Origin of the sequence: Streptomyces flaveolus (genome assembly GCF_000716535.1) — a bacterium.
Lineage (GTDB): Bacteria > Actinomycetota > Actinomycetes > Streptomycetales > Streptomycetaceae > Streptomyces > Streptomyces flaveolus_A.
Genome location: NZ_JNWV01000003.1, coordinates 190,254 through 214,639, shown reverse-complemented (window position 1 = coordinate 214,639; position 24,386 = coordinate 190,254). Strand labels below are relative to the sequence as shown.

General features: G+C 74.5%; 19 protein-coding genes. 9 read left to right on the top strand and 10 right to left on the bottom strand.

Features of this window, described 5'->3' with window-relative positions; genetic code table 11:
- The first annotated feature begins 67 nt into the window (after positions 1–67).
- Positions 68–304 carry a hypothetical protein gene (locus OO52_RS03455; protein WP_030640804.1) on the top strand — a complete coding sequence of 79 codons (237 nt, stop codon included), beginning with the start codon at positions 68–70 and terminating at the stop codon, positions 302–304.
- 12 nt (positions 305–316) lie between these two features.
- Here the strand turns inward: OO52_RS03455 and OO52_RS03450 are convergent, their stop codons facing one another.
- The 3 genes from OO52_RS03450 to OO52_RS03440 all read right to left on the bottom strand — a co-directional run bounded on the left by OO52_RS03450 (position 317) and on the right by OO52_RS03440 (position 7,065).
- Positions 317–1,645 (bottom strand): hypothetical protein, encoded by a 1,329-nt coding sequence (locus tag OO52_RS03450; RefSeq protein ID WP_030640802.1) that lies wholly within the window; start codon positions 1,643–1,645, stop codon positions 317–319.
- A gap of 61 nt (positions 1,646–1,706) precedes the next feature.
- Positions 1,707–4,445 (bottom strand): SpoIIE family protein phosphatase, encoded by a 2,739-nt coding sequence (locus OO52_RS03445; protein ID WP_234337724.1) that lies wholly within the window; start codon positions 4,443–4,445, stop codon positions 1,707–1,709.
- A 106-nt stretch (positions 4,446–4,551) separates the two neighbouring features.
- Complete coding sequence (locus tag OO52_RS03440; protein WP_030936747.1) at positions 4,552–7,065, bottom strand: SpoIIE family protein phosphatase; 2,514 nt, start codon at positions 7,063–7,065, stop codon at positions 4,552–4,554.
- 360 nt (positions 7,066–7,425) lie between these two features.
- Between OO52_RS03440 and OO52_RS03435 the strand changes: the two genes are divergently transcribed.
- On the top strand, positions 7,426–8,523 hold the full coding sequence (locus tag OO52_RS03435) for a hypothetical protein (RefSeq protein ID WP_234339339.1): 1,098 nt from the start codon (positions 7,426–7,428) through the stop codon (positions 8,521–8,523).
- Positions 8,524–8,584: 61 nt separating this feature from the next.
- On the opposite strand, the gene OO52_RS03430 is transcribed toward OO52_RS03435, so the two are convergent.
- The 3 genes from OO52_RS03430 to OO52_RS03420 form a co-directional block, all read right to left on the bottom strand.
- A complete protein-coding gene (locus tag OO52_RS03430) occupies positions 8,585–9,292 on the bottom strand; it encodes a 2-phosphosulfolactate phosphatase (protein WP_030640794.1) in 708 nt (235 codons plus the stop codon).
- Between the two features lie 33 nt (positions 9,293–9,325).
- Positions 9,326–9,613, bottom strand: coding sequence for a DUF1232 domain-containing protein (locus tag OO52_RS03425; RefSeq protein ID WP_030640792.1), 288 nt, complete (start codon positions 9,611–9,613; stop codon positions 9,326–9,328).
- Between the two features lie 65 nt (positions 9,614–9,678).
- Positions 9,679–10,890, bottom strand: coding sequence for a hypothetical protein (locus OO52_RS03420; protein ID WP_030640790.1), 1,212 nt, complete (start codon positions 10,888–10,890; stop codon positions 9,679–9,681).
- A gap of 335 nt (positions 10,891–11,225) precedes the next feature.
- On the opposite strand from OO52_RS03420, the gene OO52_RS03415 reads away from it, so the two are divergent.
- Positions 11,226–11,768, top strand: coding sequence for a PadR family transcriptional regulator (locus OO52_RS03415; protein WP_420711364.1), 543 nt, complete (start codon positions 11,226–11,228; stop codon positions 11,766–11,768).
- Between the two features lie 63 nt (positions 11,769–11,831).
- Here OO52_RS03415 and OO52_RS03410 read toward each other — a convergent pair whose 3' ends face one another.
- Positions 11,832–13,196: an FAD-dependent oxidoreductase gene (locus OO52_RS03410; RefSeq protein WP_030640787.1), complete on the bottom strand. Its 1,365-nt coding sequence runs from the start codon at positions 13,194–13,196 to the stop codon at positions 11,832–11,834.
- A 298-nt stretch (positions 13,197–13,494) separates the two neighbouring features.
- The gene (locus tag OO52_RS52440; RefSeq protein WP_051816223.1) at positions 13,495–13,923 is read right to left on the bottom strand and encodes a C40 family peptidase; all 429 of its coding nucleotides are present in this window, start codon (positions 13,921–13,923) and stop codon (positions 13,495–13,497) included.
- 1,605 nt (positions 13,924–15,528) lie between these two features.
- On the opposite strand from OO52_RS52440, the gene OO52_RS03400 reads away from it, so the two are divergent.
- Positions 15,529–17,475 carry a DUF1996 domain-containing protein gene (locus OO52_RS03400; protein ID WP_030640785.1) on the top strand — a complete coding sequence of 649 codons (1,947 nt, stop codon included), beginning with the start codon at positions 15,529–15,531 and terminating at the stop codon, positions 17,473–17,475.
- A gap of 96 nt (positions 17,476–17,571) precedes the next feature.
- On the top strand, positions 17,572–18,204 hold the full coding sequence (locus tag OO52_RS03395) for a GNAT family N-acetyltransferase (RefSeq protein ID WP_030640782.1): 633 nt from the start codon (positions 17,572–17,574) through the stop codon (positions 18,202–18,204).
- 18 nt (positions 18,205–18,222) lie between these two features.
- Here OO52_RS03395 and OO52_RS03390 read toward each other — a convergent pair whose 3' ends face one another.
- Positions 18,223–18,936 (bottom strand): lipoprotein, encoded by a 714-nt coding sequence (locus OO52_RS03390; protein WP_030640780.1) that lies wholly within the window; start codon positions 18,934–18,936, stop codon positions 18,223–18,225.
- A gap of 83 nt (positions 18,937–19,019) precedes the next feature.
- The gene (locus tag OO52_RS51955) at positions 19,020–19,661 is read right to left on the bottom strand and encodes a class I SAM-dependent methyltransferase (protein WP_030640778.1); all 642 of its coding nucleotides are present in this window, start codon (positions 19,659–19,661) and stop codon (positions 19,020–19,022) included.
- A 162-nt stretch (positions 19,662–19,823) separates the two neighbouring features.
- Between OO52_RS51955 and OO52_RS03380 the strand changes: the two genes are divergently transcribed.
- From OO52_RS03380 to OO52_RS03365, 4 genes are all read left to right on the top strand, one after another.
- Positions 19,824–20,282 (top strand): flavodoxin family protein, encoded by a 459-nt coding sequence (locus OO52_RS03380; protein ID WP_030640776.1) that lies wholly within the window; start codon positions 19,824–19,826, stop codon positions 20,280–20,282.
- A gap of 951 nt (positions 20,283–21,233) precedes the next feature.
- Positions 21,234–21,971: a lysophospholipid acyltransferase family protein gene (locus OO52_RS03375; RefSeq protein ID WP_063738771.1), complete on the top strand. Its 738-nt coding sequence runs from the start codon at positions 21,234–21,236 to the stop codon at positions 21,969–21,971.
- 267 nt (positions 21,972–22,238) lie between these two features.
- On the top strand, positions 22,239–23,519 hold the full coding sequence (locus tag OO52_RS03370; protein WP_078876702.1) for a beta-ketoacyl-[acyl-carrier-protein] synthase family protein: 1,281 nt from the start codon (positions 22,239–22,241) through the stop codon (positions 23,517–23,519).
- A gap of 3 nt (positions 23,520–23,522) precedes the next feature.
- Positions 23,523–24,386, top strand: coding sequence for an acyl-CoA desaturase (locus OO52_RS03365; protein ID WP_051818176.1), 864 nt, complete (start codon positions 23,523–23,525; stop codon positions 24,384–24,386).

Sequence of the window (24,386 nt, the reverse complement as noted above, 5' to 3'; positions counted from 1 at the left end):
TCGCACGGGTACCCGGGGTCACGGCAAGCGGAATCCGCACAGGGTCGACAGAAGGAGGAGACCCCGGATGACCAGCACCAGCGAGACCGGCGACGTCACCGGCACCCGCGACAAGGACTACAACCTGATCTGGTACGTCGAGGCGTGCCTGAGCAACGCCCTGCGCCTGGAGCAGTACATCCAGGACGCCGAGCGCGACAAGGACAACGAGGTCGTGGAGCTCTTCCGCAAGGCACAGTCCGACAGCCGCAAGGGCGCCGAGCTGGGCAAGCAGCTGCTGCGCTCACGGCTCAACGGCGGCTGACCGCCGCCGAGCTCAGGCGAAACGGGAACCCGGGACCGGCCCGGCGGACCGCACACGCGCCCGATCGCCGCGCAGCCACGTGCCCCGCACGGCCGTGGCGAACGCGGCGAACTCCGTGTCGCCGTCCGCCGGGCCGTCGCCGTCCCCGGGATCGGGCGTCGGGTCCGCAGCCGTGATCCCGGCGGCGATCTCCGCCTCCGGGCGGTCGTCCGCCGGGCCCCGCTCGACCCCGCCGTCCGCTCCCAGACGCAGCCCCTCACCCCACGGCGCCATCACCGACTGGTGCAGCAGGGCGGCGCTGTCCGGGGTGACCGCGGGTGGGTCGGTCCAGCAGCACGCCTGCGCGTGCAGCACCTGCCCCGGGGCTCGCTCGAACAGCTCCCCGATCAGCTCCGGCCCGCCGTCGCGCGCCGCGAGCCCGTCGAGGTCGTACGCCACGACCACCGTGTCCGCCCGGCCCGGGACGAACGGCTCCGCCGGCAGGCCCAGCACCTCCGCCGCGGCCAGCCCGAGGATCCGCGAGTCCCGGTCCGGCAGCAGCGACACCGAGCGCGGCCGTGCCCCGGTGGCCGCCAGCAGGTCCCGCAGCCGCAGCAGGCCGCGCAGACACTGGTCCGGGGTGTCCTGCAGCAAGGCGTAGCGGCCGTTCATGCCCGAGTCGTAGCCCCACGGGGACAGCGTGCCGAGGACCGTGCCGCCGAGCACGTACTGCCAGCCCCGCAGATCGGCCGTGTCGAGCCGGCCCGCCCGCTCGGCGTCGGCGGCCCGGGCGAGCATCCGGTCCAGCCGCTCCCGCGCCGGCCGCCACCGCTCGTCCTCCGGGTCGGGCAGCAGGGCGTGCTGACGCCGCGCCACCTCCAGATCGCCCGCCATCACCGCGTTGTACACCAGCAGATAACGGTCCGGCCAGTGCGCGAAACGGTCCTCGTGGCGGGCCAGTTCGGCCACCGCCTCCCGGTGCCGGCCCCCGTCCTCGTACGCGGACACCAGCTCCCGCAGCACCGGCAGTGCCCCACCGCTCAGGCCGAGGGCCGCGCGCAGGGCGGGAATCGCCAGATCGGACACCCCGCGTTCGACGCACGCGTACCCGAAGTCGTAGAGGGCCCGCGGATCTTCACGGGCGGCGGCCAGCGCGGCCGAGGCGTCGGCGAGGTCGTCGAACCCGGCCGAGCCCGCCGCCCGCCCCACCACCAGGGCCACCTCACCGAGCGGCTGATCCTCCCCGGCCGCCCGCACCTGCCGCAGCGCGCCGGGCACATCCCCGGCGTCCAGGGTTTCCCAGGCGGCGCGGAGCGCGGGGGTCGTGGGCCGGGCGGCGCGGCGATTCCTGCGTGAGAACATGCCGGAGATCATCACCCGCCGGCCGACAGGTCCTCAAACGATTTCCCCGCGCCCCGCACAGTCAGGGAAGCGGCTGCTCCGCCCAGATCACCTTGCCGTGCGGGGTGTACCGGGTGCCCCAGCGCTCGGCGAGCTGGGCGACCAGGAACAGGCCCCGGCCGCCCTCGTCCGTGCTCGCCGCGTACCGCAGATGCGGCGAGGTCGTGCTGCGGTCGGACACCTCGCAGATCAGCGTGCGGTCGCGCAGCAGCCGTACCCCGATCGGGCCGCGCCCGTAGCGGATGGCGTTGGTGACCAGCTCGCTCAGGATCAGCTCCGTCGTGAACGCCAGCTCGTCCAGCCCCCAGTCGGCCAGCCGCCGGGTCACCGAGGCCCGCACCTCCGACACGGCCGCCGGATCGGACGGCACCTGCCACTGCGCGACCCGGTCGTCGCCCAGCACCCGGGTGCGGGCCACGATCAGCGCCACGTCGTCGCTCGGCCGGGCCGGCAGCCGGTCCAGCACGGTACGGCAGGTGTCCTCGGGGGAGCCACCCGGCGCCCGGAGCAGCGCGTCGCGCAGCAGGCCGAGCCCCTCGTCGATGTCCCGCTCCCGGTCCTCCACCAGACCGTCGGTGTACAGCACCAGCCGGCTGTCCTCCGGCAGTTCCAGCTCGGCCGTCTCGAACGGCAGCCCGCCCAGCCCCAGCGGCGGTCCCGCGGGCACGTCCAGGAACTCCACGCCGCCGTCCGGCCGCACCAGCGCGGGCGGTGGATGGCCGGCCCGGGCCATCGAGCACAGCCGGGACACCGGGTCGTAGATCGCGTACAGACAGGTCGCGCCCGTCACCACGGACGCGCCCGTCGCCGGGGTCTCGTCCTGGTCCAGCCGGCCGACCAGCTCGTCCAGCAGGCCCAGGAGTTCGTCCGGCGGCAGGTCCAGCGAGGAGAAGTTGTGCACGGCCGTACGCAGCCGTCCCATCGTCGCCGCCGCGTGCAGCCCGTGACCCACGACGTCCCCGACGACGAGGGCCACCCGGGCGCCGGACAGCGGCAGCACGTCGAACCAGTCGCCGCCCACCCCCGACTGGGCCGGCAGATAGCGGTAGGCGAGGTCCAGGGCGCCCTGCTCGGGCAGGGTGCGCGGCAGCAGGCTGCGCTGGAGGGTGACCGCCATGCTGTGCTCACGGGTGTACCGGCGGGCGTTGTCGATCGACACCGCCGCCCGCGCCACCAGCTCCTCCGCCAGGGCCAGTTCCTCGGCGTCGAACGGCTGCGGCTTCTCCGCACGCCAGAAGTTCGCCACGCCCAGCACCAGATTGCCCGCCCGCAGCGGCACGGTGATCAGCGAGTGGATGCCGTACGCCAGCACCTGGTCGGTGCGCTCCAGATCCTGCGCCCGCCAGCCGGGTTCGTCGCGCAGCCGCGGCACCACGACCGACTGCCCGGTCGTCAGGGCGCGCGCTTGCGGCGAGGTGGTCACGAACCGGATCCGCTCGCCGAGCGGATACAGCGGGGCGTCCTTGCGTATCCCCGCGCAGGCCGTGCGGCGCAGCGCCGTCCCGGGCCGCGGCTCCTCACCGCCCAGCACCGCGTCGAACAGGTCCACCGTCGCGAAGTCCGCGAACCGCGGCACCGCCAGCTCGGCCAGCTCCTCCGCGGTCCGGGTGACGTCCAGGCTGGTGCCGATGCCCACCCCGGCCTCGTACAGCATGTTCAGCCGCTCCCGGGCCACCTCCGCACGGCCCGACAGGGCGCGCAGCTCGGTGGAGTCGCGCAGCGTGGTGACACTGCCCGGCGGACCGCCGCGCAGGTCCGTGGGCCGCTGGTTGATGGCCAGCAGCCGGTCCTTGACCAGGTGCACCTCGTCGGTGGCGATCCGCCCCGAGGCCAGCAGTCCCGCCGTCTCGTCGTCCAGGCCCAGCTCCAGCACATGCCGCCGCTCGGCGTCGGCCGGCAGGTCCAGCAGCCGGTGGGCCTCGTCGTTGGCGAGCAGCAGCCTGCCGTCACCGCCGACGATCAGCACGCCTTCCCGGACCGCGTGCAGCACCGCGTCGTGGTGCTCGTACATCCTCGTCATCTCGTACGGCCCGAGGCCGTGCGTCTGGCGCAGCAGCCGTCTGCTGACCAGGGCCGTGCCCGCGGTCGCCAGCGCGAGCGCGGCGGCCGCGGCGGCGAGCAGCAGCGGGAGCTGCTGGTCGGCGGCCCCGCCCACGTGCGCGGTGGTGATTCCGGCCGCCACCAGGCCCACCACCTGGCCACCGGAGTCCTTCACCGGCACCACGACCTGCACCAGCGGGCCGATGGTGCCGGTGATGTGCTCGGTGACCGTGCCGCCGGCCACGGCCGGGGCGATCGTCCCGACGAACTTCTTGCCGATGCGGTCGGCCTTGGGATGCGTGTAGCGGATGCCGTCGGTGTTCATCACGACGATGAAGTCCACGCCGGTCGCCTTGCGGGCCGCCTCCGCGCGCGGCTGGAGCACGGCCGTGGGGTCCGGGGAGCGCAGGGCGGCGACCGTGCCGGGCGCGTTGGCGAACGTCTCGGCCACGGCCAGGGAACGGTTGCTCGCCTCGGTGTCGCTGTCGTGCCGTACCTGGAGCACCTGGGCCACCACGGCCGAGACGACCAGCAGCAGCACGATCACCACTTGCAGGACGAACACCTGCCCGGCCACGCTGCGACCGGTCACCGCCGACCGGAGCACCCCCGGCCGGCTGCCGCCCGGGCCGCGGTTCGCCGACGGCGGGCTGTGCGGTGCGCGCGGGTACCCGAAAGATCGGGGCGGCCGAGACAGGGGCCGGCCGGGCAGTCGCACCATGTGCCCATGTCTACACTGCCCGGCGCCGTCAGGCGAGACCATCACCCGGGACGACGACAGCCGAGGGCCGCGGAGGGGACGGGGCCGGGGGAGTGGGGTGGGCCGGTCACGGGCCGGGAGGCAGTGGCGGGCGGCGCACGGCCAGGAGGAGGGCCACGTCGTCGGGGCGGTCGGCGGCGTGCCGGGCGGTGGCCGTCAGCCGGTCGGCGACCCCGGACAGGGACCGCCCGCCGCGCCGGCCGGCACCGGCGTGGGCGAGCGCCAGCCGCAGCGACGCGATGCCGTCGTCGATGTCGGCGCCGGGCCGCTCCACCAGGCCGTCGGTGTACAGGGCGAGGATCGCGTCCGGCTCCAGCCACAGCTCGGTCACCGGGTACCGGGCATGCGGATCCACGCCGAGGACGACACCCCCGGAGACGTCCAGCAGCCGGGTCCGGCCGTCGGGACGGCGCAGCAGCGGCGGCGGATGGCCCGCCCGCGCGATCCGGGCCCGGCCGGTCGCGGGATCCAGGCGCAGATAGCAGCAGCTGGCGAACTGGCCGGGGTCCAGGTCGATCAGCAGGTGGTTGGTGCCGCTCAGCACCTCGTCCGGCGGTCTGTCGCCCAGCGCGAACGCCCGCACGGCGCTGCGCAGCTGGCCCATCGTGGCCGCCGCCTGCACCCCGTGCCCCTGCACATCGCCGATGACCAGCGCGAGCCCGTCCCCGGCCTCCACCACGTCGTACCAGTCGCCGCCCACGTCCATGCCCTGCGTCCCCGGCAGGTACCGCCCCACGGTCTCCACCCGCGGATGCGTCGACAGGCGCCGGGGCAGCAGGGCCTGCTGCAGGCCGCGGGCGAGGGCCGCCTCGTCGTCGTAGCGCCGCGCCCGCTCCATCGCGTGCGCGATCAGCCCGGCGAGCGCGGTGAGGACCGCACGTTCCTCCGTGCTGAACCCGCGCTCGCCGTCGAAGCCGAGGATGCAGGAGCCCACCGGCCTGCCGGAGGCGATCAGCGGCAGGAAGGCACGCGAACCCACCTGCGCGTCGAGGGCGAGCCCCGGATAGGCCGCCGCGAGCTGTCCCATGGACTCGAAGAACAGCGGCCGGCCGGTGGTCAGCGTCTCCACACCGGGCACGTGCGCGTCGAGGCCGATGCCCTCGAACGGCGCGAGGAACCCCTGCGGGAACCCCGTCTCCCAGGCCAGGTACAGATGCCGGTCCTGGAGCAGGTAGATGGCCAGCCGCCGGCCGCCGAACGCGGGCAGCAACTCCTGCATGACCACCGCCGACACCTGCCGGGCGGTCACCGCGTCCGTCAGCGCGATGGCCAGCGCGATCGGCCGGTACAGCGGCGTCATCGCGTGGGCGCCCGCCACCGTGCTCTCCGGGGCCCGGACCTCGGGGACCGGCTCGCTCGCGGCGTCCACCCGGCTCGCCGGGACGAGCACGCAGGTCAGCAGGTCCGTGCCGGGGTGCACCGAGACCGCCAGCCAGTCGCCCTCACCGGGGTCGTCCCGCTCGCCGGCCGGCCGCCGGGCGTGGAAGTGCACCGGCTCCGTGCAGAGCAGGGCTCCGCGCAGATGGTCGTCGTACGGCGGCCCGGTCAGCCAGGGCAGCGCGTCCCACAACGCCTGCCCCAGGAGCCGTTCCCGCGGCCGGCCCGTGAGCCGGGCCGCCGCCGGGTTGGCGTACACGATCAGCCCCAGCCGGTCCAGGCAGAGCACGCCCTCCGGCAGCAGGTCGGCCGCGCCGTCGGCGGAGGCGGCCGTACCGGGGTCGAACAGCACCCCGTGGACCGCCGCCTCGGTGTCGCCGTCCGCGCGGTCCGCGCCGACCGGCCACAGGTCCAGCAGCCGCGGCGTGCCGTCGTGGGCGCGCAGACTGAGCGGCGCGCTCGGCGGTTTCCCGGCGGCGGTGTCGCGCAGCGCGGCCAGCACCCGGTGCGCGTCGGCGGGGGCCACGGCGTTCGCGAACGCCGTCATCGTCCCCGCGAACTCGCCGGGGCGCAGCCCGAGCAGGGTGTGCAACCGGTCGTCCGCACGGACCACGGAGGTCGCCGGGTCACAGCTGAAACGTCCTACGGCGGCCCGGGCGGGCCGGCTCGCGGGCGGCCGTACGCACAGCGGCTCGCCGTCCCAGACGATCGCGCTCTCGTCCCCGTCGGCAAGGCCGAGCAGTTCGTCGCCCAGGCCCTCGGCCAGCCGGCCGAGCAGTTCCCGGTCGAGCAGGTCGTCCACGGTGTCCGTCACCGCCGGGTGCAGGACCGTGAGCACCCCCAGCGGCCCGGCCCCGCCGGGCACCGGCACGTGCACCGACCCGAACGGGAAGGGCAGACCGGCCGCGAACTGCGGATACCGGCGCATGGTCTCCGTGGCGTTCGGCAGGACCACCTGGATGCCGAGCCGGTAGGCGTCGGCGACCGGGAACGGCCGGCCGGTGTGCAGCCGCCACCAGGACCTGAACAGCGGTCCGGGCAGCCCCGTGAGCACCGCGAGGCGCAGCAGGCCGGGGACGCGGGAGCGCAGGTACACGCCCGCCACCCGGCCGCCGGCCGCGGTGAGGGCGCCGGTCGAGGCGTCGGCCAGCAGCGCGGTCAGCCGGGCCCGCGTACGGACCGCCTGCTCGTCGCTCCCGGCCATCGGTCCCACCTCGTCCCGTGCGGCTCCGGGTGGATGACACAGCAAGAATGCGCCACGAGACGCGCGGAACGCACCTGGGCGGGGTGGAGAGCGTCACGGCAGGGGCCGCGCAGCCCGGCTCACACCAGTGCCCCGCCCGAGTGGCGCGCTCCGAAGCCCGCTCGTAGTAATGGACTCCGTAACGCGGCGACCGCAGACGGGGCGCAGGTGCGGTCGCACCCTTCTCCTGGAGCCGAGATGACGACCTGCTCTTCATCCCCCCGTCCCGACGACTCGGTGATACCCCCGGCACCGGCGGTTGCCCCCGGCGTCCTCACCTCGTCCCCGTACCTTCCGACACCGCCCGTACCGCCACTCCCCGTGGCGCAACCCGAGTACGGCGACCCTCTGCACGGCCTGATCCACGCCGCCGTCGCCGACCGCCCGGTGGAGGACGTCGTCCGGCTCATCACACTGCTGGAGCGCTCGCCCGAGCCGGCCCGGATGACAGCCGACGCGCTGCGCGCGGTCGCGGTCGACCGGTCGGTGGAGGACGTCACCCGGTTGGTGCAGCTGTTGCACCTCAGCCCGGTGGAACCCCACTGCGCGGAGGCCGCCGTGCGGGCGGTGGCGGTGCACCGTCCCGTGGAGGAACTCGCCGAGCTGATCGGCCGGCTGGCTGCGGAACGCGACGCGGGAGAGGCCGAGGCGGAGCCGGCCCGCGCCGAGGTGGGGCCGCTGTCCGCCACCGCCGAGCCGGTGGCCGTACCGGATCCGCAGGACCGCGCGGCCGGTGACCAGCTCCAGGCGGAACGGGCGCTCGCCGTGGCGGGGTCGGTGCACGTGCCGGCCCCGGAGGGATCGGCGACGGCGGGGTGGGCCGTCACGGAAGGGCCGGCGACGGCGGGTCGGTCGGCTCCGGAAGGGCCGGCGACGGCGGGTCGGTCGGTTGCGGCAGCGCCCGTGAAGACCCGTCGGTTCGTCATCCAGGGGCGGGCGAAGACGCTGTGGTCCGGTGCGGAACCGTCGGCGGAAAGGCGACCGGCGGCTGCGGACCGGGCGGGGAACGGCCGGACGCCGACGGCTTGCCTGTGGGCCGCCCGGTGTGCAGCGCTGCTGGTGTTCCTGTGCGGGATGGCGCACGCCCCGCGCTCGTGGACCGGGCTGTCCCACGGCGTCCTCGGGGCCACCCTGCTCGCCTCGGCGCTGTGCGGCCTGCTGGCGCTCGCCCTCACCGCGCGGGCGGCGCCGGCCCGGCTCGTGGCGGCGACGGCCGCGGTCGGAGTGACGGCGGTGCTCGCGGCCGGACACGTGCTCGGCGGACGGTTCAACCTGCCGGACCCGGCCCGGTTGCGGGCGGCGACCCTCGCCCCGCCGTGGCTGGCCGGCCCCATGGCCGCGACCGCGGCGCTCGGCGCGCTGGTGGTCCTCCTCACGTCCCTGACCATGGGCAACGCCGAGCGGGGCAACGCCGATTGAGATCGTCCGGTGGGCCGGGCCCGCTGACGGGCGGGTGTCCGGGCCATGCTGCCGGACTCCTCTAGGGGAGGGCGGCCGGCTCCGCGGAGGATGCCCATGGGCGCAGCACCAGGTGGCCGTCCTCGCGGGTGGCCGCCATGGCCGACGTGAACGTGTCCGTCTCCAGGCACACGGCCATGTCCTCGGGGTCGACACCGGCCCACCCGCGCCGCACGCCGTCGGCCAGCCGTGCGGCGCCGGTGGAGCGCCGGGCCCGGTCCAGGTAGGGGCCCGCGTCGGCGTCGTCCGCCCGCACGCGTTCCGCGATGTACTCCGCGCAGGCCAGATCCTCCTCGGCCCGTCCGCCGTCCCCGGTGACCACGAAGGTCACCTCCTGCGCCCGGGCGCGTCGCAGCGCCTCGGCGGTCGCCCCGGCCACCGCGAAGCTCGCGCACAGCAGCAGCCCGGCGTCCGCCACGGCCAGCGCCCCGGCCGTCCCGGCGGTGGTCTTCTGGACGACCGTACGGCCCCGCAGGTCGAGCGCACGCAGCCGGGCCGGCGAGTTGACCAGGTCGAACCCCGGCGCCGGCGCCCCGTCCTGGCAGGCGAGCCAGTCCGGATGACGGGCCTTCAGCGCCAGCGCCTCCCGCCGCGTGCCGGCGAAGACGATCCGCTCGGCTCCGCGCCGGAACGCCCAGGCGGCCACGGTGAACGCCCGCATCACGTCGACGACCACGGCCACGTCGGGGGCCGTCGGGGCACCGGGTATGCCGGTGAACACGGTTCGCATCGCCCCATGGTGCGGCATACCGCGCCCGGCCGGTCAGGGCTCGGTCGTCCCGCGCGGCAGCGGCCGGGCGGCGCGCAGACTGCGCAGGGCGAGGAGCAGCACGCCGATGTCGTCCAGGTAGACCGGGTCGGGCAGCAGATCGGTGGGCAGCACCAGATACGCGACCGCGCCCCAGAACACCCACCGGGGTCCCGTCGGCAGCCCCGCCCGTCGCAGCGTCCGCCGGGCCCGCACCAGCCGGACCAGCAGACGGACCGCGACGGCGAGCAGCGCCACCGCGATGACGGCGGCGATCACCAGCAGGGTCGTGGTCGTGTCCATTCCGGCTCCTTGTCCGAGTGGGGCGCCTACGAACGGCATGACCGTCCATGTACCCCGACGAACTCCTACGATGAGCGGCCGTCCGCATCGCCGCCGGCGCCCGCGACCCCGTCGCCGTCGTCCTCCCGCGCCGTGCCGTTCGGCGAGGCATCGGCGGCAGACTCCTGCTGCCTGCCCATGGCCGTCAGCTTCAGCCGTTCGAACGTCCGCGTCAGTTGCTGCAGCGCGCCCGGTGTCCGGGCGGCGGGCCGTTGCTGGGGGAGCGCGGGCGCGGGGACGTCGCGGTACGCCGCCAGGGCCTCCAGCGCCTGCTCGGCGGCCTGCTTGTACAGGTCCCGGGACTTCGTCATCGCCTCCAGCGCCTCGGCGTACATGGCGACCAGCCGCCGCTCGCGCTCCAGCTCCTCCTGAAGCGTCAACAGGGTCCAGTTCTCGCGCAGGTCCGTCAGCGCCTCCTCGGCGTCCTTCGGCAGCGGCCGGGGAAGGGCGACGAAGTGCCGTAGCGCCGTGATGAGTTCGGCCGGTTCCGAACCGTCCAGGAAGACGTTGCGCACGCTGTGCTCCCGGCCGTCGTACCCTTCCGGCGCCGGATCCGGCGGCAGCAGTACCGCGCCGCCGCGCGGCACCTCGACACCGAGGTCCTTCAGCGCCCAGTTGACGGCGCGCAGTTGCTGCGGCGTGGCCCGGTGCTCGACCACGTGGTGCCGCAGCCCGGGCGGCAGCAGCCGCGCCAGCGGCAGCCGGCCCCGCTCGTCCGGGGTCATCGCCTCGTGGACGACGACATGGACGCACCACGCCTCCCGGGCCGCGTCCCGCAGTCGGCGCCGCATCTCCTTGTCGTCCTCCGGCAGCGCGTTGACGTGCCGCAGGCGCAGGCCCGCGACCGTGGGGTGATGGTCCCAGGCGCCGTCGTCACCCTCGGCCGAGCCGCCCTCGGGCCAGAAGAGCGTCGCGGGCGACGGCCAGGCGTCGTCCCACGGACGCTCCGCCTCCGCGACCAGCCGCCACTCGTGGCCGGGCAGCCGGCCCGCCCGTGGGACGAGGGTGAGCCGGGCCCGCACCGTCACCGTGGCGCCGGCCCGCCAGCGGGCCTCGAAGACCCGCCGGGCCGGGTCCTCGGCCGCGGGCGGCTCGGCGAAGTCGTCGATGTCCCCGCTCTCCTTGTGTCGTCGCAAGGTGCGGCGGACGACGTCCTCGGGGGCGGTACCGGTGTGGCGGCCCCGGGCCGCCCAGAGGGTCTGCGGGATGGTGGCGCGGTCGCCGGCGGAGTTCGACATGAGCCAATCTGCTGATGGGGGCGGGTGCGGCTCCCAGTATCACCGTTCGGCGGGGCGACACGGCGGCGGGGGCCCGGCCCCGCGCGTCGCCCGGGGGTGCGACCGGAGCACGGGGTGTGCGCCGTACGCCCGGGGTGCGCGCGGTGCGCATCAGGTGACCGCGGTTCACCCGTGCCCGGTCGGCGGTCGCGGCACCCACAATGTCCGGCGAACGGGGCCCGCCCGTCCATCCGCTCAGGGGCGGGCCCCGTTCGCGCCACGTGCGGGACGGGCTCCGTTCGCGTCACGTACGTGAGGCGTCACCCACCCGAACGGCGTCACTCACCTCACCCGTTTTGCCGCCGCGCAGCCCGAGGCCCGGCATCGCCCTGCCCCGGACCGCACGCGCGGCCTTCCGGCCAGAAGACACCCGATCGAGTCATCCCCGGTGCGTCACCCGAGCGGCGTTCTTCGTCCTCACGGCGCTCGCCGACCAGCCGCGGCACGGCTACGGCATCCTGCGCGAGGTCGAGGAACTGTCCGACGGGGAGGTGCAGTTGAGGGTCGGCACGCTGTACGGCGTGCTGGACCGGCTCACCGCCGACGGCCTGATCGTGCTGGACCGGGAGGAGGTGCAGCAGGGCCGGCTGCGGCGCTACTACCGGCTCACCGACGACGGCGTGACGGTGCTCGACGCGGAGGCCGAGCGGATGGCCGCCGGTGCCGGGGCCGCCAAGCGCCGCATCGCCGCGGGACGCCGCGCCGGTGCCCCGGCCCGCCCGACCACCGAGGGCCCGGCCGGGCTGGAACCCCCCACCACGCCCGGACTCGCGGGAGGCTACACCCCGGCCGCTGTCACCGGTCCCGCTGCACGAGCTGTTCGCCCGGGCGGCGCGTGACGGAGCGGCGCGGGGGCCGGCGCACCGGCGCCGGCCCCCTGGACCCGAAGGAAGGGAGGGCGCTTACGCCCCGCTCTCCCGCAGCATGTCCTCACGCTCGACGATCTTCACGCGCTCGCGGCCCTGCGGCTCGCCCAGGGCACGCTCGGCGGCGTCCAGCTTGTACCAGCCCTCCCAGGTGGTGCAGCGGACGTTCCGCTCGGCGAGGAAGGCGTCCACGGCCTCCGGCTCGGGCGAGGCGGGGGTGTGCAGACGGCCGCCCGCGTAGTCGTCCAGCAGGTTGGCCACGGTCTCGTTGGCGTCGCCCTTGGTGTGGCCGATGAGGCCGACGGGGCCGCGCCGGATCCAGCCGGTGACGTAGGTGGACTGCAGGTGGGTGCCGCCCTCCTCGATCACCCGGCCGCCCTCGTCCGGGACGGTTCCGGAGTCGATGTCCCAGGGGAGCTTGGGCAGCTTCTCGGAGAGGTACCCGACCGCGCGGTAGACCGCCGTGACGTCCCAGTCCTTGAACTCGCCGGTGCCCTTGACGTTGCCGGTGCCGTCCAGGGCGGTGCGCTCGGTGCGCAGGCCGACGACCTTGCCGTCCTCGCCGAGGATCTCGGCCGGAGACTCGAAGAAGTGCAGGAACAGCTTGTGCGGGCGGTCGCCGGCGTCGCGGATCGCCCAGTTCTCCAGCGTCTTGGCCACCATGTCGGCCTGCTTGTTCCCGCGCCTGGTCGCGATCGAGCCCTCGTCGTAGTCGATGTCCTCGGGGTCGACGATGACCTCGATGTTCGGGGAGTGGTCCAGCTCGCGGAGCTCCATCGGGCTGAACTTCGCCTGTGCCGGGCCACGGCGGCCGAAGACGTGGATCTCCATGGCCTTGTTGGCCTTCAGGCCGTCGTAGACGTTCGGCGGGATCTCGGTCGGCAGCAGCTCGTCGGCGGTCTTGGCGAGGATGCGGGCGACGTCCAGGGCGACGTTGCCGACGCCGAGCACGGCGACCTTCTCGGCCTCCAGGGGCCAGGTGCGGGGCACGTCCGGGTGACCGTCGTACCAGGAGACGAAGTCGGCGGCGCCGTAGGAGCCGTCCAGGTCGATGCCGGGTATGGGCAGCTCCCGGTCGGCCATCGCGCCGGTCGAGAAGATCACCGCGTCGTAGAAGGCGCGCAGGTCGTCCAGGCTGATGTCCGTCGGGTAGTCGACGTTGCCGAACAGGCGGACCTGCGGCTTGTCGAGCACCTGGTGCAGGGCGGTGACGATGCCCTTGATGCGCGGGTGGTCGGGCGCGACGCCGTACCGGATCAGGCCGAACGGGGCGGGCATCCGCTCGAAGAGGTCGATGGACACACCGGGGTCGGCGGCCACCTCGGACTTGAGCAGGGCGTCGGCGGCGTAGATCCCGGCGGGGCCGGCTCCGACGATGGCTACCCGCAGGGGGCGCGGCATGATCAGGTTCCCTTCGCGCGTGAATGGGCGACTTGATCACGAAGCCTAAACTAAGGCTGTCCTAAGTCGGTACGCGGGTCCGGTCTATGACCTCATAAGCTGATCTTATGCCTTGTCCAGGGGCGCCTTATGAGTGCGGCGGGGTTGGTGGACGGTGGTCGTGCACACGCGTGGCCTGGGACACGGCGGGCCCCGACCCCCGCCGGCTGCCGTGGACCACGGCTCTCCACGCCGCGCTGTCCCGGCGCGGCGGCTGAACGACCGTCGTCCGGGCAGTCGACGCCGACGCCGACATCTGTCAGGCCGGACGGATGATCCGGTGGATCGCCGCCTCGCCGGCGCCGTAGATCGACTCCTCGCGGATGGACGACCCCGGTCCGGGGGCGTGGACCATCATCCCGTCGCCGACGTACAGGCCCACATGCCGGTCGCCCTCGAAGAAGAGGACGAGGTCGCCGGGTTCGAGCCCGGCGGTCGTGACCGGCGTTCCGGCCAGCGCCTGCTCGTGCGCGGCGCGCGGCAGCGTGACACCGGCCGCCTTCCACGCGGCCTGGGTGAGGCTGGAGCAGTCGTAGGAGTCCGGCCCGGTCGCGCCCCACACGCACGGCTTCCCGAGCTGCGCCCGAGCGAAGGCGATGGCCTTGGCGGCACGGTGAGCGCGAGGGGGCTCGACGGGCGCGGGTGCGGGCAGGGGGAGGGGGAGCGGCAGGGCGCCGGTGTCGGTCACGGGAGGGCTGATGTCGACCGGCGGAGTGCCTGCCGTCGCTGCTGACAAAGCGGGTTCCGCGCCCTGTTGCTGCCACTGGACCGACGAGGTCATGGCGGGTTGTGCCATCTGTCGCGCGCCGGCCGACCAGTCGGGCGGCACCGGTACCGGCCGAACCCCGGCGTTCGGCAAGCCGAGTTGGGCCGTGCGCCCGGACAGCAGGGCACGCGCTGTGTCGAGCTTGCGCCGAATGCCGGCCTTGGAGGCAGCGGGGGACAGGCGAACGAATCCGGCGGCGCCGGGGAGCGCCCGGGGCAGCTGAACCGCCGCCCGTTGAGCGGCGGTGTGCACGACGTCCGGCAGGACGGCGGGGCTCGCCGGTTCTGCAATGGCCCAACTCGCCGGTCCTGCCGTGGCCCAGGCGGCCGGTTCTGCCGTGCTCCACGCGGCCGGTTCTGCCGTGCCCCAGCCGGCCGTGTCTGCCGTACCGTCGCTCAAAGCCAGCGGCACGCCTGGAAGTTCCCCGGTGCTCGTGGCATCGACCAGCGCCGACCGGCCGGTCTCCAGAGCCGGCGGGGCCCCGACCGGCAAGGCCCCGACCGGCAGCGGCCCGGCCTGCAAGGACTCCGCATCCAAGGGCCCCGTCGGCAGGGACCCGCTCGTCGGGTTTGTCGCCGAGCCCGTCGTCAGTTCGGCCACTGCCTGGCCGGTCCCCGGTTCCAGCGCCGCGGACCGCTGTCCGAGCAGGCCGCCGCCCATGCCCAGCGCCCGCCGCTCACCGCCCGGAAGGGCACGGATCTCCCCGCCGCCACTCGGGAGACCAGGGAGACCAGGGAGACCAGGAGCCGCGCTGCCACCGCTCGGCAGACCGAGGGGCTCAGTGCCGCCAACCGGTAGGGCGCGGACCTCCCGCTCACCCCCTGGAAGCGGAAGCCTCTCCATCCGCTCTCGCGAACGCGATGGCGCGGCAGGCCTGTCGGGCAGCCGGTCGGCGGGCAGTACGGCGGGAACGGTCGGGCCGACATCGGCGCGTGCCGCGTCGAACCACTGCCGCGCGACCTCGTCCAGCGCAGGATCCGAACGCCGGCCCGCCCGCTTGGCCAGCGGTACGCCTCGTGAACGCGTCCGGGCGGCCATGGCCCGGGTCGCGTTGAAGTTACCGGTGTCGTTCTCCGCCTGGTCGTAGAGGGATGCGATCCGCTGTCGCACCTCGTCGCGGCTCTCCGGCGCCATGGAAGACGTGCTCCTTCCTTGCCCCGCAGGGCAGTTGGGCGGCGCGCCGGGGCAGAGCCGGGCGGCGGCCTCGCGTCAACCTAGCCAACGTGTGTACCTCGTGTGAAGGTTGAGGCGTGAAATGTCCGATACATATTCGTGATGTTCGCGACGACGTTCGACGGGGAAGGGGTCGCGACCATGGTTTCCTGTGAGGTCCCGGTGAATTCGCGATTCTGTTGAACACAGCGACTCCGCCCCCCGTATGAAGCCGGGGAACTCCATGCCCGACCGCCGGCCACACCCACCGGCGGTCAGACCACCGGCGATCACACACAGGGGACGACCTTGGTACGCAACAGGCGCAGACGCCCGACCGGCGCACGACGCGCGACCCTCGCCGCGGTCGCTCTGATGCTCGGCGGAGCCGGGCTCGTCGGGGCGAACGTCTACGCCTCGGCCACCGAGGGCTGGGGCGAAGGATCCGGTACGGACTCCTCCGGACGCGTCCTGTCCTCGGGCATGGCGACCATCGACTGCCCCGACGTCGGCAGCCGGCTGACGGCCGTGCCGGACGCGGCCCGTCCCGATGTCGACCGCGAACTCGCCGTGCTGGACCAGCAGATCGCGGCGGCGTACCAGCAGGTGCAGCAGGCGGGGCGGGCCGGTGGCCAGGACGCCGGCTCCGCCGAGGAAACGATCATGAAGCCGCTGGAGGAGAAGCGGTCGGAGTCCATCGGGCGGATCGCCGACGCCATCGACCGGGCGGGGGAACGCCCGCAGGGCCTGGACGACCTGGCCGCCTGCACCCTGCGCCCCGGCGACAACGGTCAGGCCACCGGCACCCCGGACGACGGCGAGCAGGGCGGCACCGGCCAGGACCAGGGGGGTGCCGGTGCGGACCAAGGCAGCACCGGCCAAGGGCAGAACGACGGCGGTCAGGGACAGGGCGGCACCGGCCAAGGGCAGAGCGGTGCCGGTCAGGGCGGCAACGGGCCCGTCGTCTCCGACTACGCGGACATCACCGCCGTAGCCCCCGACGCGTCCGCCCCGCCGCCACAGGCCGCCGACGCCTCGCGCGGCACGTTCACCTCCGACTGCGGGGTCAACGCGGGTGGCCTGTTCAACTCCGACAACGTCATCGTCGCCCCCGGCGTCTCCAACGGCGCCCACCACTTCCACGACTACATCGGCAACCAGGGCAACAACGCCTTCGCGAGCGACGAGGACCTGGCCGAGGCCGGCACGAGCTGTGCGGACCAGGGCGACAAGTCGTCGTACTACTGGCCGGTGCTGCGCCTGCAGAACGGCACCCAGGAGCGGGACGCCGGAGCCCCGGGCGGCGGTACGGAGGGCAACGCGGGCCAGATCGTGACGCCCGAGCAGGTCACGCTGACCTTCGTCGGAAACCCGCGCGGCAAGGTCACCGCCATGCCGCGCCTGCTGCGCATCATCACCGGCGACGCCAAGGCCTTCGTCAACGGCCCCGGCAACGCCAACGCGTCCTGGAGCTGCACCGGTTACGAGAACCGGCAGCTCAAGGACAAGTACCCGCTGTGCCCGCCGGGCAGCGACGTGGTGCGCACCTTCCGCTTCCAGAGCTGCTGGGACGGCCGCAACATCGACAGCGCCAACCACCGCACCCACGTGGCCTTCGCGGCCGCCGACGGTTCCTGCCCGGCCGGCTTCCAGCCCATTCCGCAGCTGGTGCAGCGCATCGTCTACGACGTCGACGCGCCGAGCGTCGCGGACGGCGGACGTACCGTGCCGCTGTTCGCGGTGGACTCCTTCCCCGAGCAGTTGCACAAGCCCGTCACCGACCACGGCGACTTCATCAACGTCTTCAGCGAGAACCTGATGCGCGAGATGGTCGACTGCATCAACTCCGGCCGCACCTGCGGTGCCGACGCCGACGACGACTCCACCGCGACGCCGACGCCCACGACCGGTTCGAGTGCCACGGCGGCGCCCGGTGACGGCTCGACCGAGGAGAACGGCGGGAGCGTCACCTCCCCGCCCGCGCCCTCGGCGTCCCGGACCGGCGAGGCGCCACGGCACGACGCGACGACGTCGCCCGCCCGGACCACCAAGCACGACACGGACGACAAGGCGGCACCCGCCGTGTCCGCCGAACCCCGGTCCACGCCGGTGCGTTCGGCACCGGCCCCGTCCACCGCCGCGCCCGGGCAGACCGCCACCGCCGCCGCGTACGCCCCGCCGCCGGCCGCCCAAACCGAACCCCAGGCGAGCCAGGGCGGTCTGGCGGAGACGGGCGCGCATCTGTGGCCCGCCGCCATCGGCACGCTGCTCGCCCTGTCGGGCCTGTTCATGCTGCTCCGGGCCCGGCGCATGCGCTACTGACCGTCCGCGTACGACGGCGGCCACCCTATGAGGTGGTCGCCGCCGTGACCCTACGGCCCCTTGTGGGAGCGCTCCCAAGGGGGTCAGGATGGGGCCATGACGTCCCTCGATCCGAACCCCCTGATCCGGCCCTACCGTTCCGCCGACCGCGACGCCGTGGCCGACGTCTGCGTCCGCACCGCGGACAACGGGGGCGACTCCCGGGCCCTCTATCCCGACCAGCGCCTGATGCCGTCGCTCTTCGCCGAGCCGTACTGCCACTTCGACCCGGACCTGGCCTTCGTGCTGGACGACGGCACGGGCCGGGCCGTGGGATACATCGTCGGTACGGCGGACACCGAGCGCTTCGTGAAGGACTTCCGGCGGAGCTGGATCCCCCGGCTGGCCGACCGCTATCCGGAACCCACCGCGCCGCCCCGCACGCCCACCGAGGAGATGATCCATCTCCTGCACCACCCGGAGCGGATGCTCGTCCCCGAACTCGCCGCCTACCCCGCCCATCTGCACATCGACCTGCTGCCGCCCTGGCAGGGGCGGGGCCACGGCCGCCGCTTGCTGCACACCTTCCTGGACGCCCTGCGCGGCCAGGGCGTCCAGGCGGTCCACCTCGGCATGGTCACCGTCAACACCGCCGCCCGCGCGTTCTACGACCGGGTCGGCTTCCACGAGATCCCGGTCGCCGACGCCGGTCCTCTCACCTACCTGGGCCGGGCCACGGCCCGTGCGTGAGTGACAGGTCCTCGGTCCTCAGCCGATCTTGAGCGTCTGCTTGGCGAGGTCGTACGCGGGCCGCATCTCTTCGTGCTCCTGGGTGTCCATGCCCCCCAGGTGCAGGACGACCGGGCCGTCGGGCGTGCTGACGGCGAAGGCGCTCTCCTTCTTGGTCTCGTCCAGGAGCTTGCTCGTGTAGAGGTACTCCACCTCCACCGCGGAGACGCCGCCGCCGGTCTTGAAGGAGTGGTACGTCGCCTTGCTGACGTCGTCCTCGGCGGCGACGAACCCGCGCAGCACACCGCCCGCGTCCGCGTCGCCGGCCTTGCCCTTCCACACGCGCAGGAAGCCGATGTTGCCGGCCGGCTTGGCGTCGATCTCACAGGCGGCGGTGACCGGGCCCTGCCGCAGGAAGCTGTCGGCGAGCGCCCCGCTGAGATCGCCGTCCTCGCCCTTCGAGGCCTTGGCCAACTCCTTGTCGGCGTCGATCGACTTGGCCTTCCAGTGCCGGGCAATGTCGAAGCTGACGGGCAGTTCGCAGGCCGAACCGGCCGCGCCGATCGTGCCGCCGCGGGCCGCCGCCGCGCCCTTCGCACCCGTGCCCCCGGCCGCCGTGCCCTTGGCGCTCGCCGACGGGCTCGCGGGCTTCTTGCCGTCGCCGTCCGCCGACTCCGCACACCCGCCGAGCACCGCGGCGAGCGCCGCCGCCACGACGATGCGGCCCCCGACGGTCCCCACCCCGACCTGCACTGTTGCCTCCCCTTGGTTCGAAGCCGCCACTGTAACCGAGGGCACCGACAACGCCGACCGGGACGCGGTTCACCGGTCCCGCCTCACCCGGCCTCGCGCACGCAGTGGAGGAAGAGCTGCGGTTCGGGTCCCGCCTCGGGGCCGCGCGGGGTGAACACGGTCTGCTCCTCGGCCAGGACCTTCAGGCCCGCGCCGGAGACCAGTTCGGTGAACGCCTCGGCGCCGAAGCTCGTCACCCGTACCGGCTGCCCCATGAAGAGGCCCTCCGTGTCCTCCAGGTCCAGCGGCACGGTGGCCAGTGCGACGAAGCCACCGGGCCGTACCGCGCGGGCCAGCTTCGCCACGACGGCCGCCTGTTCGGCGCGGGACATCTGCAGCAGCGAGAAGTACGCGACCGCGGCGTCGAACGAGGCCTCCGGCAACGCAGTCTTGCGGATGTCGGCGAGCCGGAACTCCGCCCCGGGAACCTGCCGCACGGCCAGGTCGACCATGACCGGTGAGATGTCGATGCCCAGCACGCGGTGTCCGGCCTCGGCCAGTGTCTGCGCGGTCGGGCGCCCCGTCCCGCTCCCCACGTCCAGCACCCTGCTGCCCGGTGCCAGCCGCTCCACCAGCCAGCGCAGCGACGCCCGGTGCGGTGCGGAGTCGGCGAACGCCTGCTCGTAGCTGAGCCCCAGCGCGTCGAACACCACGGCGGCCTGCGCCCTGCGGTCCTCGTCGACCACGACTGATCCTCCTGTCTCGGCCCGGCCGCGCGTCCCGTCCCCTGCGAGCCGGTCGCGTGGCCTCGAAGTGCGCCTCGAAGTGCGCGTCTCGAAGTGTGCCGTGAAAGTCGCCTCGAAGCCGCCGTTTGCGAGGGACGGTACGCGCACGGCAGGGTGCCGGGTGTGCCTACCCTGCTGATCATCCATCACACCCCCTCGCCGAACTGCCAGGCCATGTTCGAGGCGGTCGTGTCCGGAGCCACCACGCCCGAGATCGAGGGCGTGCGCGTCGTACGCCGGGCGGCCCTGTCGGCCACCGCCTCCGACGTGCTCGAAGCCGACGGCTACCTGCTCGGCACGCCCGCCAACCTCGGCTACATGTCCGGCGCCCTCAAGCACTTCTTCGACCAGATCTACTATCCCTGCCTCGACGAGACCCGGGGCCGCCCCTTCGGCTTCTACGTCCACGGCGGCAACGACGTCACCGGTGCCGTCCGGGCCGTCGAGACCGTCACCACAGGCCTCGGCTGGCGCCGGGCGGCAGAGCCGGTGACCGTCACCGGCGAACCGGGCAAGGCCGACATCCAGGCGTGCTGGGAACTGGGTGCCACGGTCGCGGCGGGCCTGATGCCCGACGCCTGAGCCGGCCCGCCGCCTCGGCTGTGCGGTCAGGTGAGCGCCGGATGCCCGTCGTGGCCACCGGAGTGATCTTCGTACAGTCGTGCCCCGCCGTCCGGCGTGGGTCGAAGTCCGCCCGTAGGCCGCGCTGTTGGTCAGTTCACCCAGTATCCGCCCACGGCCGCCACCCCCGTCCCCCGGCATCATCCCCGGAGCCTGTACCACCGGCCCCGCCGCCCGCACCCGCGGCGGCTCCCTCGCCGGCGCCGCTTCCGCCCGGGCCCCTTCCCCCCACCGGCCTCTGTCCCCGCGCCCCCTGTCGCCCCTGTGCCCGCTCTGCCCCCCGCGCCGCCGGTCCTGCCGGTGCCGCCCGGGGTCCTCTTCCCGCCGCCTCCGCCGCTGCCGGGCGGGGCCGCACCGGCTCCCATGCCGGGGGTGGCTGCAGCCGGCGTGGCAGCGGCGGGCGCCGGGGCGGCGGCTGGTGCCAGGGCGGGCGTCGGTGCTGGAGCCGCGGCTGGCGCAGCTGCGGGCGCTGGTGCCGGGGCAGGCGTTGGAGCGGCGGCTGGTGCTGGAGCAGGTGCCGTAGCTGGGGCAGGCGCTGCCGCCGGTGCAGGCGCGGCAGCCGGCGGCGCCGGAGCAGCCGCGGGAGGAGGAGCGGCCGCCGGTGTAGGTGCCGTAGCCGAGACAGGTGCTGGAGCGGCCGCCGGTGCCGGCGCAGCCGCCCCCGCACCGGCCGCAGTACCTACCCCGGCAGCCGCACCTCCGGCCACCGCACCTGCCCCGGCCGCCGCCCCGGCAGGAGGTGCCGCAGCCGGGACAGGTGCAGGTGCCGCTGCCGGGACCGGGGACGGCCGTTCGCCCACCGGCGCGTGGGCACCGCACGTCAAACAGGCATTCGGAGCAGAATGGGCGTGCGCGGGAGCGCGGTGCCGGTGATGATCTGCACGGGGGAGACACAGCGGAGAGGAGGGCCCGATGCTGTCCGCATGGGCCGGGGCCCTGGCGCCCGTCTTCAGCGACACCGACGTGAGCGGCACCCGGCACCTGGTGCGGCCGTCCGGCACCGGATACGTCCTCGCCGCCAACCACACCTCGTTCTTCGACCCGGTCCTGCTCATCGGCACCCTGCACCGGCTCGGCCTGCGTCCCGCCGTCCTGGCCACCGCCGGACTGTGGCGGGTGCCCCTGCTCGGCCGGGCCCTCACCCGGGAGGGCTACGTGCCCGTCCACCGGGGCGGCCGCCGCGCTGGGGACGCCCTCCGGGCCGCCGCCGACGCCCTCGCCGCAGGGCGGGGCGTACTCGTCTATCCCGAGGGCGGCCTGCCCCGCTACCGCGCCTCCCACGACCGTCCGCCCGGACGCCTGAAGTCCGGGGTGGTCCGCCTCGCCCTGTCCACCGGCGCGCCGGTGCTTCCGGTCGGGCACGCGGGCGCCCGCCGGGTCTCCTCCGGCAGCCTCGCCAAACAGCTCGCCGGCTGGGCCACCGCGCCCGTACGCCGCCCCCGCGTCCATGTCCACATCGGCCCCGCCCTCCGGCTGGACACGTCCGACCACCCCTTGGACGACCTGGAAACCGCACTCGCCCAGGCGTGGTCGACCGCGGTCAGCGCGCTGGACGGCGGGGCCGGGGAGGAAGGCGGATCCGCGGAGGAGGGCGGACCCCGAGGGGCACACGGTGGGCCCGGCGGGGGCGGCGGAACCGAGGGACGGTGAGTCCGGCGACAGCGGTCGATACGGGGCTCGGTTGGCCACCGACGAGCGCGGTAGCCAGGCGGGGCAGTGGACCCCGGCCGGGCATGGCCTGGCGAGGACGCCGGACTGACGGGCGCTGAACCCGGTGCGGGCTGCCGCCTGTCCGCCGGGCCGCGTTGAGGCCCGGCGTTCCACGTTCGCGCATCCGGGTGGTAGCACCGCCGGACCTGGGCCGAACGAGTCGTGGTGGCCGGGGACCCCGCCGAACGGTCCGGATAATCACGCCTCATGCAGCAGGTGAGAGCAGGTACGCGACGGGCCCCGGTCGCCGTCACCGGACTGGGACTGGTCACCCCGGCGGGCATCGGCAGGGACGCGGCCTGGGCGGGCCTGTGCGCCGGGCGGTCCGCCGCCACCGCCGACCCTGCCCTTTCCGGGCTCCCCGTGGCCTTCTCCTGCCAGGTGTCCGGTCTGGACACGGCCGGCCTGCTCGGGCACCGGCGGGCCCGCCGGCTCGACCGGTTCACCACCTTCGCGCTGCTCGCCGCCCGCGAGGCCGTCGCCGACGCCGGGCTCGCCCCGGACGGCTGGGACGGGGCCCGGGTAGGCGTGGTGATGGGCGTCGGCACCGGGTCGATGCAGGGCTGGCAGGCAGAGTTCGACCGGCTCGCCGACCAGGTCCCCGAGCGGGTGTCCCCGCTCGCACTGCCGCGCAGCGTGCCCAACATGGCCGCCGCCGAGATCGCCCTGGACCTCGGCGCCCTCGGCCCCAACATGGTGGTCAGCACCGCCTGCGCCTCCGGCACCAGCGCGATCGGCCTGGCCCGTGACTGGCTGCTGTCCGGCCACTGCGACCTGGTTCTGGCCGGCGGCAGCGAGTCGGCCCGGCTGCGCATGACCGCCGCCTGCTTCGCCCAGATGCGCGCCCTGTCCCGCCGTGCCGCCACCCCGGTCCTGGAGCGCACCGAGGTCGCCCGTGCCCGCCGCGCCCGCCCCGAGGCGCTGCTCGCCGGGTTCGGCGCCTCCTGCGACGCCCACCACTTCACCGCCCCGCACCCCGCCGGCGACGGTGCCGCCCGCGCCCTGAGCGGCGCCCTCGCCGACGCCGGCCTGGCCCCCGAGGACATCGACCACGTCAACGCGCACGGCACCGCCACCCCGCAGGGCGACGCCGCCGAGCACAACGCGCTGCACCGGGTCTTCCGCCGTCCCCCGCCCGTCACCGCGGTCAAGGGCGCCATCGGGCACGCCATCGGCGGGGCCGGAGCCATCGAGGCGGCCTGCACCGTGCTCAGCCTGCGCCACCAGCTGATCCCGCCCACCGCCAACCTGGACACGCTCGATCCGGCGATGGACCTCGACGTCGTCACCAAGGTGCCCCGGCCGCAGCGGATACGAGCCGCGGTCAGCAACTCCTTCGGCTCCGGTGGCCAGAACGCCGTGCTCGCCTTCACCGCCGTCGACCGGGCCGCCCCGGCCGAGAAAGGCTCGCGATGCCCTCGGAGTTCTCCGGACCCACCTCGCCGGCCGCCGGCACCCGCTCCTGGCCCACCGGCGAGCGACTGCTGATCGGTGTCTTCGTCGGCCGTACCCTTCCTCGCCCTGCTCGCCGCCGTGCCGCTGGTCTGGCGGCACGGGCTCAGCCCGGTGGACCTCGCGCTCGCCGTCGCCTTTTATCTGGTCAGCGGACGCGGCATCACGGTCGGCTGCCACCGGCACTTCACCCACGGCTCGTTCAAGGCCAGGGGGCCGCTGCGGATCGCGCTCGCGCTGGCCGGCAGCCTCGCCGTACAGGGCCCGCTCATCACCTGGGTGGCCGGCCACCGCAAACACCACCAGTTCTCCGACCGGGACGGCGACCCGCGCTCGCCCTGGCGGTACGGCCACTCACACCGCGCCCTCGCCAAGGGCATGTTCCACGCCCACCTGGGCCGGCTGTTCGCGACCGAACACGCCCCGCCCCCGCGGTACGCGCCCGACCTCGTGCGCGACCGCGCCCTGCTGCGGATCTCCCGGAGCTTCGGCGTCCTGGTCCTCGCCTCCCTCGCCCTGCCCGCGCTGCTGGGCGGGGCGCTGACTCGTTCCTGGCAGGGCGCGCTCACCGCGTTGTTCTGGGCCGGACTGGTCCGCATCTGCCTGGTGCACCACGTGACCTCGTCCATCAACTCCATCCGCCACGCGGCCGGTTCCCGCCCCTTCCGCAGCCGGGACCGCTCCGGGAACGTGTGGTGGCCGGCCCCGCTGTCCCTCGGCGAGTCCTGGCACAACCTCCACCACGCCGACCCCACCAGCGCCCGGCACGGCGTGCTCACCGGCCAACTCGACGCCGGCGCACGGCTGATCCGCTGGTTCGAACACCTCGGCCGGGCCTACGACGTACGGTGGCCGGACCCGGACCCGGACCGGGTGACCGGGCGCCGCCGGGACGAGTCCTGA

Coding starts and splice junctions, on each gene's coding strand:
- OO52_RS03420 (WP_030640790.1), bottom strand. CDS start 10,890: ATGTCGAACTCCGCCGGCGACCGCGCCACCATCCCGCAGACCCTCTGG.
- OO52_RS03395 (WP_030640782.1), top strand. CDS start 17,572: ATGACGTCCCTCGATCCGAACCCCCTGATCCGGCCCTACCGTTCCGCC.
- OO52_RS03450 (WP_030640802.1), bottom strand. CDS start 1,645: ATGTTCTCACGCAGGAATCGCCGCGCCGCCCGGCCCACGACCCCCGCG.
- OO52_RS03410 (WP_030640787.1), bottom strand. CDS start 13,196: ATGCCGCGCCCCCTGCGGGTAGCCATCGTCGGAGCCGGCCCCGCCGGG.
- OO52_RS03400 (WP_030640785.1), top strand. CDS start 15,529: ATGCTCGGCGGAGCCGGGCTCGTCGGGGCGAACGTCTACGCCTCGGCC.
- OO52_RS03440 (WP_030936747.1), bottom strand. CDS start 7,065: ATGGCCGGGAGCGACGAGCAGGCGGTCCGTACGCGGGCCCGGCTGACC.
- OO52_RS03445 (WP_234337724.1), bottom strand. CDS start 4,445: ATGGTGCGACTGCCCGGCCGGCCCCTGTCTCGGCCGCCCCGATCTTTC.
- OO52_RS03370 (WP_078876702.1), top strand. CDS start 22,239: ATGCAGCAGGTGAGAGCAGGTACGCGACGGGCCCCGGTCGCCGTCACC.
- OO52_RS03375 (WP_063738771.1), top strand. CDS start 21,234: ATGCTGTCCGCATGGGCCGGGGCCCTGGCGCCCGTCTTCAGCGACACC.
- OO52_RS03425 (WP_030640792.1), bottom strand. CDS start 9,613: ATGGACACGACCACGACCCTGCTGGTGATCGCCGCCGTCATCGCGGTG.
- OO52_RS03430 (WP_030640794.1), bottom strand. CDS start 9,292: ATGCGAACCGTGTTCACCGGCATACCCGGTGCCCCGACGGCCCCCGAC.
- OO52_RS03455 (WP_030640804.1), top strand. CDS start 68: ATGACCAGCACCAGCGAGACCGGCGACGTCACCGGCACCCGCGACAAG.